The following is a 6,056-nucleotide window of genomic DNA, read 5'->3' as shown; positions in this document are numbered from 1 at the left end:
CGATACCTTCCAACATTTCGCTGTTATTACTCTTATCGAACGATAAGATATTGATGCCCGCCAGCTTGCTAAGGGTATTAATTAGCACGCCGCCTGGATTGCCATGATTAATGGAGGCATCGGTTTGCAGGAAATTCTGCCGCCCGGACGGGCATCAAACCGATGCGGCCATTAGCACTGATAATGCCTTGGGTGATCGTCTGCCCCAGATTGTAGGGATTGCCGATCGACATCACTACATCGCCGATATAGGGCTGGCAGTTGGGATTGATGGAGATTATCCCGCAGGTTGTTTTGTTGGCCGTCTATTTTTAGCACTGCTAGATCAGTCAGGCTGTCCGAACCGACCAGTAGTGCCTCGTATACCCACCCGTCCTGTAGCGATGATAATCTGCTTGGCACCGTTGATGACATGCTTGTTGGCAGCAGGTAACCTTTCTGATTCATAATGACGCCGGGAACCACCCAGCGTGCGGATTTTCAACTGGTTTAATAGGCGCTGCCGTTCATGCTGTGGTTATACACGTAAACCACCGCCGGCTCAGCGCACCGCTGATTATGACTGATGAGCTCCTCGTCAGCACGATGCAGCAACTGGCCAGTGATTGAGCGAAGAGCAGGTACCAGTGCAAGCAGTAGGGCATAAAACCGATGATGACAGTACGTAGTAACTTGAGGAGCATGGGACTCGCAGGGGTAGTAGGGAATAGCGGCAGGATAGCATGAGTTAAACGGACACCGCAGCGTCGGCGTCCTTTTTTTGATCCCTTATCGCAGTAACAGGAAAATACTTGCGTCGCCGCGCACGATATTTAGCGCCATGACCGCCGGTTTGGACTCCAACACTTTGCGCAGTTGTGCCAGGTTCTGTACCCGTTCGCGGTTCAGGCCGATGATCACATCGCCTTTTTGCAGGCCAATCGCTGCGGCGGGGGAATCTTTCACAACATCCTCTACCTGAATGCCCTTGGTACCGTCTTTCAACTGACCATTTCTAAGAAAAGCCCCCTGCAGTGCAGGGGTGAGGATCTCTTTGCTGGAGGTGGCAGACACACTATTATCCAGAACCACCGACGCCGTTTGTGGCTTGCCGTTGCGCAGCAGGCCGAGTTTGACGGTTTTACCGGAGGCGGTCGTGCCGACTTTCACCCGTAGTTCGGCGAAACTCTGGATTGGCTTGTCTTCCACTGAAATGATGATATCGCCAGCTTTGATACCGGCCTTAGCCGCGGCGGAATTCGGAAATACTTCGCTGACGAACGCCCCACGCTGGGCGTCAATATTAAACGCTTTAGCGATATCGGCGGTCAGCTCAGTGCCCTTAATACCCAGCTGGCCGCGTTTGACTTCGCCATATTCAATCAGTTGCTGACTCAAGTTTTTGACGATGTTGCTAGGGATGGCGAAACCGATGCCGATATTGCCGCCCCCCGGCGCTAGAATGGCAGTATTGATGCCGATAAGCTCACCGTTGAGGTTAACCAGCGCACCGCCGGAATTCCCACGGTTGATGGAGGCATCGGTCTGAATGAAGTTCTCTAGGCCCTCCAAATTCAGCCCGCTGCGGCCCAGAGCGGATACAATACCGGACGTTGCAGTTTGGCCGAGGCCGAACGGGTTGCCCACCGCAACCGCGAAATCTCCGACCTTAAGGGCATCTGAGTCGGCCATGGTCACCTCGCTGAGGTTTTTCGGGTAGGGCAACTGCAGCAGCGCCAAATCTGTCTGCTCGTCGTGCCCTGCCAACTTAGCGTCAAATTCGCGACCGTCATTGAGCTGCACTTTGATCTTGTCTGCGCCGTTAACCACATGATTATTAGTGATCACATAACCCTTCGCAGCGTTGATGATGACCCCTGATCCTAGCCCTTCAAACGGACGCGTTCCGCCGTTGCCACCCGGAGTGTCGGGGCCGAAGAAGTATTTGAATTCCTTGGGCAGCGTGGGACGACGGATGGGCTGGTAGCCTTCAACATGCACGCTAACTACCGCCGGCAGGACTTTGGTCAGCATCGGAGCCAGGCTGGGAATGGACTGCCCCGCCACTTCGGCCGGCAGCACTGCCCGGGGCGCAGAAAAAGGGAGTAAGCTCAGCCCGATACTGAGCGTCAATGCGCTGAATAGAGGTGTTGTTTTCATTGTAACGTTAACTCGCTCGTTTTCGTGTCAGATACCCTGGATCAGACACCCGTTAACGGTATCATAATTGCTATTATGACCCTGCCGGGCACGGAAAAGTTCAACCTGGGCGCGCGTCGACGCCGGAGAAACCCGGGCTAGTAGCGCTATTTGCGCAAGCCACGCGTCATTCGCAGCAAACCTCTGGCGCTTTCCTGGTAGTCCCGCGTCTGCATTTCCGTCGGGACTTGATCGTTATCCGCTTCCGCTTCGGTCAGACGATAGCGGAACGGATTATCTTTGCGGCGCTGGTCCGGCAGCAGGCTATTAGAGCTTTTGGCCATATGCTGATGAAGCTGACGGTAATCGTCGGCCATATTGTCTAACAATTCTGCGCTGCGGGCGAAATGACTGGTCAGTTCTTCACGATACTCGTCCAGCTCGGTTTTACTCTTCTCCAGCTCGTGCTGAAGCGTTTGCTGCTGACGCAAATTACGATTACCGAACCGCATGGCGATCGCACCGATGATGATACCCACCACCAATCCAATCAGCGCATATTCCCAGGTCATAATAACTCCTATTTTTGACTTCGTTGTCCTGTAGGGTGTAAATACACCATTAGCTTCATTATAACCGGTAACACGCCATCAGTGGAACCGGGGAGTGTGACGATGCTCCACCCGGCCGGGACGCCGGACTATTTTGTTCGAACGCGCCGCTGTTTAGGATGTGCGACACGTGCTTTTTTTCATTCTCATTCAGGGAACGTCAGCCACATGCAAGCTACATCATTGTTGTCCCTTTGCAGCAGATGTTGGCGCAAGGGAAATGCCAGCCCGATGATATCCAAGCCGCCGCCATTGCCCGCTTGGACCTGATCCACCAGCAGTTAGGCGCGGCGCAAGCCAATGCTGCCAGCGCTCTATCGGCCCTGTTACGCCTGCTGGGCAAAAAGTGGCTTGGCGTGAGTGAGCGCGCAACGGATGAGCCGGTCCAGGGTTTATGTATGTGGGGCAGGGTAGGCAGGAGAAAGACCTGGCTGATGGATTTATTTTATCGCAGCCTCCCGGGCGAGCGTAAACCTGCGGCTGCATATTTCCACCGCTTCATGCTGCGAGTGTATAAGGAGATGACCGTCTGCAGGGTCACCAAGATCCACTGGAGATAATCGACGACGACTTCAAGTCCGAGACCGACGCGCTCTGTTTCGATGAATTTTTCGTGACAGATATCACCGACGCAATGCTGCTGGGTACCCTAATGCAGGCGCTGTTTGCGCGGCGCATTGCGCTTGTGGCCACCTCCAATATAATATTCCGCCGGACGATCTTTACTGCAACGGGTTGCAGCGCTCACGTTTCCTGCCGGCCATTGAACTTATCAAAAGCCATTACGAGGTGATGAATATGGATGGTGACATCGATTACCTACTGCGCACCTTGACGCGGGCTAATCTGTGGCTGACCCCTCTCGGCGACGAGACGGACCGGGAGATGGTGCGGATGTTCTGCGCCCTATCGGGGAAACATCTCGCACTGGAGGGCGCCGCCCCATCACTGGAAATAAATCATCGGTCGCTGCCGACCCTAGGCGCGACCGACGGTGTGGTGGCGCTAGATTTTGCCGAGTTATGCGCCAGTGCGCGCAGTCAAAATGACTATATTGTTCTCTCCGAGTGCTTTCATAGCGTCCTGCTGCATAATGTGCGGCCAATGAGCAGCGACGAGGAAAATACCGCTCGCCGATTTGGCGCTGGTGGATGAGTTCTATGAGCGCCACGTCAAGCTGGTGGTAATCGCCGCTAGAGTGCCGATGGACGCGTTTTACCAGGGGAAACTACTACGCTTCGAGTATCAGCGCTGCCTGTCGCGTTTACAGGAAATGCAGAGCGAGGAGTATCTCATGTTGGCACACCAACCCTGATGATGTAAAAAAGGGTCGATCTTTGCGGATGACTTCTCTATACTCCTGCAACCTCACGTTGCATTGAGGTTTTTTCCAAAACTTCAATCGCGCCAGCAATGGCTAATCGAAGGGGTGGTTTTGCTAGACTTAAAGCCGTGTGAACATCATAAACTGTTCATTGAAGCGTTTGGGCGGGGTCCACCAACGTGTAACTTAAATTGGGTAAGCTTTTAATGAAAACTTTTACAGCAAAGCCGGAAACGGTTAAGCGTGACTGGTATGTTGTCGACGCCGAAGGGAAAACCCTTGGCCGTCTTGCTACCGAACTAGCTCGTCGCCTGCGGGGCAAGCATAAAGCGGAATATACGCCGCATGTGGATACCGGTGATTATCTCATTGTTCTGAACGCTGACAAAGTAGTTGTTACCGGCAACAAGCGTAACGATAAGGTATACTATCACTACACTGGTTACGTCGGTGGTATTAAACAAGCGACCTTTGAAGAGATGATTGCGCGCCGCCCTGAGCGTGTGATTGAAATCGCAGTTAAGGGCATGCTGCCAAAAGGCCCGCTGGGTCGTGCTATGTTCCGTAAACTGAAAGTTTACGCCGGCACCGAGCACAACCACGCAGCACAGCAACTGCAAGTTCTGGATATTTAATCGGGATTGTAGGCAATGGCTGAAAATCAATATTATGGCACTGGTCGCCGCAAAAGCTCTTCCGCTCGCGTCTTCGTTAAGGGGGGCAGCGGCAGCATCGTTATTAATCAGCGTGGTTTGGATCAGTACTTCGGTCGCGAAACTGCCCGCATGGTTGTTCGCCAACCGCTGGAGCTGGTCGACATGGTGGGTAAACTTGATTTGTATATCACCGTTAAAGGTGGTGGCATCTCCAGTCAGGCAGGCGCCATTCGCCACGGTATTGCTCGTGCGCTGATGGAATATGACGAAACGCTGCGCGCCGATCTGCGCAAAGCCGGTTTTGTTACCCGTGACTCTCGTCAGGTTGAACGTAAAAAAGTCGGTCTGCGTAAAGCACGCCGCCGTCCGCAGTTCTCCAAACGATAATTTCGCAGTATTCACTGCAGAAAAAAGCCCGGACTGGTCCGGGCTTTTTTATTTATTGCGTCCTTGACCTGCCGGAATATTAACCGTAGCCAGTTTTCACGCTAATTTGCCATATCGTGCCCCACACAAAACAGGCAAAATCTGATAAACTAGCCGACGCATATACGCCTGTTTACTTGGCTGGCGTTTTGTCAACCGGCTGCAAGCTTTCCAGCTCCGGTTGCAGCAGCGGGCAAAGTAGCTACGGGTCAACGGCGGACAAATCAGGAAAATAACCCTTTGTTAGGGTTATTCCCGGTATTTTCTCAATAAACTTGGAGGTTTTCATGGCTGTCGCTGCCAACAAACGTTCGTTGATGACGCTGTTTTCCGGCAATACCGACATATTCAGCCATCAAGTACGTATCGTGCTGGCGGAAAAAGGAGTAAGTGTCGAAATTGAGCAGGTTGAGATGGATAATCTGCCGCAGGACCTGATTGACCTTAACCCCTACCGCACTGTGCCGACGCTGGTTGATCGCGAACTGACGCTTTACGAGTCCCGCATTATAATGGAGTACCTGGATGAACGATTCCCTCATCCGCCGCTGATGCCGGTTTATCCAGTGGCGCGCGGTACCAGCCGCCTGATGATTCACCGCATCGAAAACGATTGGTACACGTTGATGCGCAAGATTGAACAAAGCAAAGACAGCGAGGTGGATAACACTCGCCGGCAACTGCGCGAGGAGCTGCTGACGGTGGCACTGGTGTTCAACGAAGCCCCATTCTTCATGAGCGAAGAGTTCAGTCTGGTGGACTGCTACCTGGCGCCGCTGCTGTGGCGTTTGCCGCAGCTGGGCATCGAGCTGGCCGGCACGGGCGCTAAAGAGCTGAAAGGGTATATGACGCGCGTTTTTGAACGCGATGCCTTTCTGGCATCGCTGACCGAAGCCGAGCGCGAAATGCGTCTGCAGACCC

At 53.4% G+C, this 6,056-nt stretch carries 5 protein-coding genes and 2 pseudogenes; 4 read left to right on the top strand and 3 right to left on the bottom strand.

Features of this window, described 5'->3' with window-relative positions; translation table 11 throughout:
- From BG74_RS18075 to zapG, 3 genes and pseudogenes are all read right to left on the bottom strand, one after another.
- A pseudogene (locus tag BG74_RS18075) lies at positions 1-683 on the bottom strand (trypsin-like peptidase domain-containing protein); the annotation flags it as partial.
- A gap of 85 nt (positions 684-768) precedes the next feature.
- Positions 769-2,139: a serine endoprotease DegQ gene (gene degQ / locus BG74_RS08165; RefSeq protein WP_066597729.1), complete on the bottom strand. Its 1,371-nt coding sequence runs from the start codon at positions 2,137-2,139 to the stop codon at positions 769-771.
- 146 nt (positions 2,140-2,285) lie between these two features.
- Positions 2,286-2,690 carry a Z-ring associated protein ZapG gene (gene zapG / locus BG74_RS08160; protein WP_066597728.1) on the bottom strand — a complete coding sequence of 135 codons (405 nt, stop codon included), beginning with the start codon at positions 2,688-2,690 and terminating at the stop codon, positions 2,286-2,288.
- A 242-nt stretch (positions 2,691-2,932) separates the two neighbouring features.
- On the opposite strand from zapG, the pseudogene zapE reads away from it, so the two are divergent.
- The 4 genes and pseudogenes from zapE to sspA form a co-directional block, all read left to right on the top strand.
- Positions 2,933-4,044, top strand: a pseudogene (gene zapE, locus BG74_RS08155) (cell division protein ZapE).
- A 215-nt stretch (positions 4,045-4,259) separates the two neighbouring features.
- Positions 4,260-4,688: a 50S ribosomal protein L13 gene (rplM, locus tag BG74_RS08150; protein WP_066597726.1), complete on the top strand. Its 429-nt coding sequence runs from the start codon at positions 4,260-4,262 to the stop codon at positions 4,686-4,688.
- Between the two features lie 15 nt (positions 4,689-4,703).
- Positions 4,704-5,096, top strand: a complete 393-nt coding sequence (rpsI, locus tag BG74_RS08145; RefSeq protein WP_066597723.1) for a 30S ribosomal protein S9 — start codon at positions 4,704-4,706, stop codon at positions 5,094-5,096.
- Between the two features lie 326 nt (positions 5,097-5,422).
- Positions 5,423-6,056 (top strand): stringent starvation protein SspA (gene sspA, locus BG74_RS08140; protein WP_187202802.1); only part of this gene is annotated, 634 nt, incomplete at its 3' end.

The sequence above is a fragment of the Sodalis-like endosymbiont of Proechinophthirus fluctus genome, from assembly GCF_001602625.1.
Taxonomy (GTDB): Bacteria; Pseudomonadota; Gammaproteobacteria; order Enterobacterales; family Enterobacteriaceae.
This window is presented reverse-complemented; position numbering and strand designations above follow the sequence as displayed.

What these genes read in the sequence shown, in the direction of transcription:
- degQ (WP_066597729.1), bottom strand. Translation starts at nt 2,139, where the DNA reads ATGAAAACAACACCTCTATTCAGCGCATTGACGCTCAGTATCGGGCTG.
- zapG (WP_066597728.1), bottom strand. Translation starts at nt 2,690, where the DNA reads ATGACCTGGGAATATGCGCTGATTGGATTGGTGGTGGGTATCATCATC.
- rplM (WP_066597726.1), top strand. Translation starts at nt 4,260, where the DNA reads ATGAAAACTTTTACAGCAAAGCCGGAAACGGTTAAGCGTGACTGGTAT.
- rpsI (WP_066597723.1), top strand. Translation starts at nt 4,704, where the DNA reads ATGGCTGAAAATCAATATTATGGCACTGGTCGCCGCAAAAGCTCTTCC.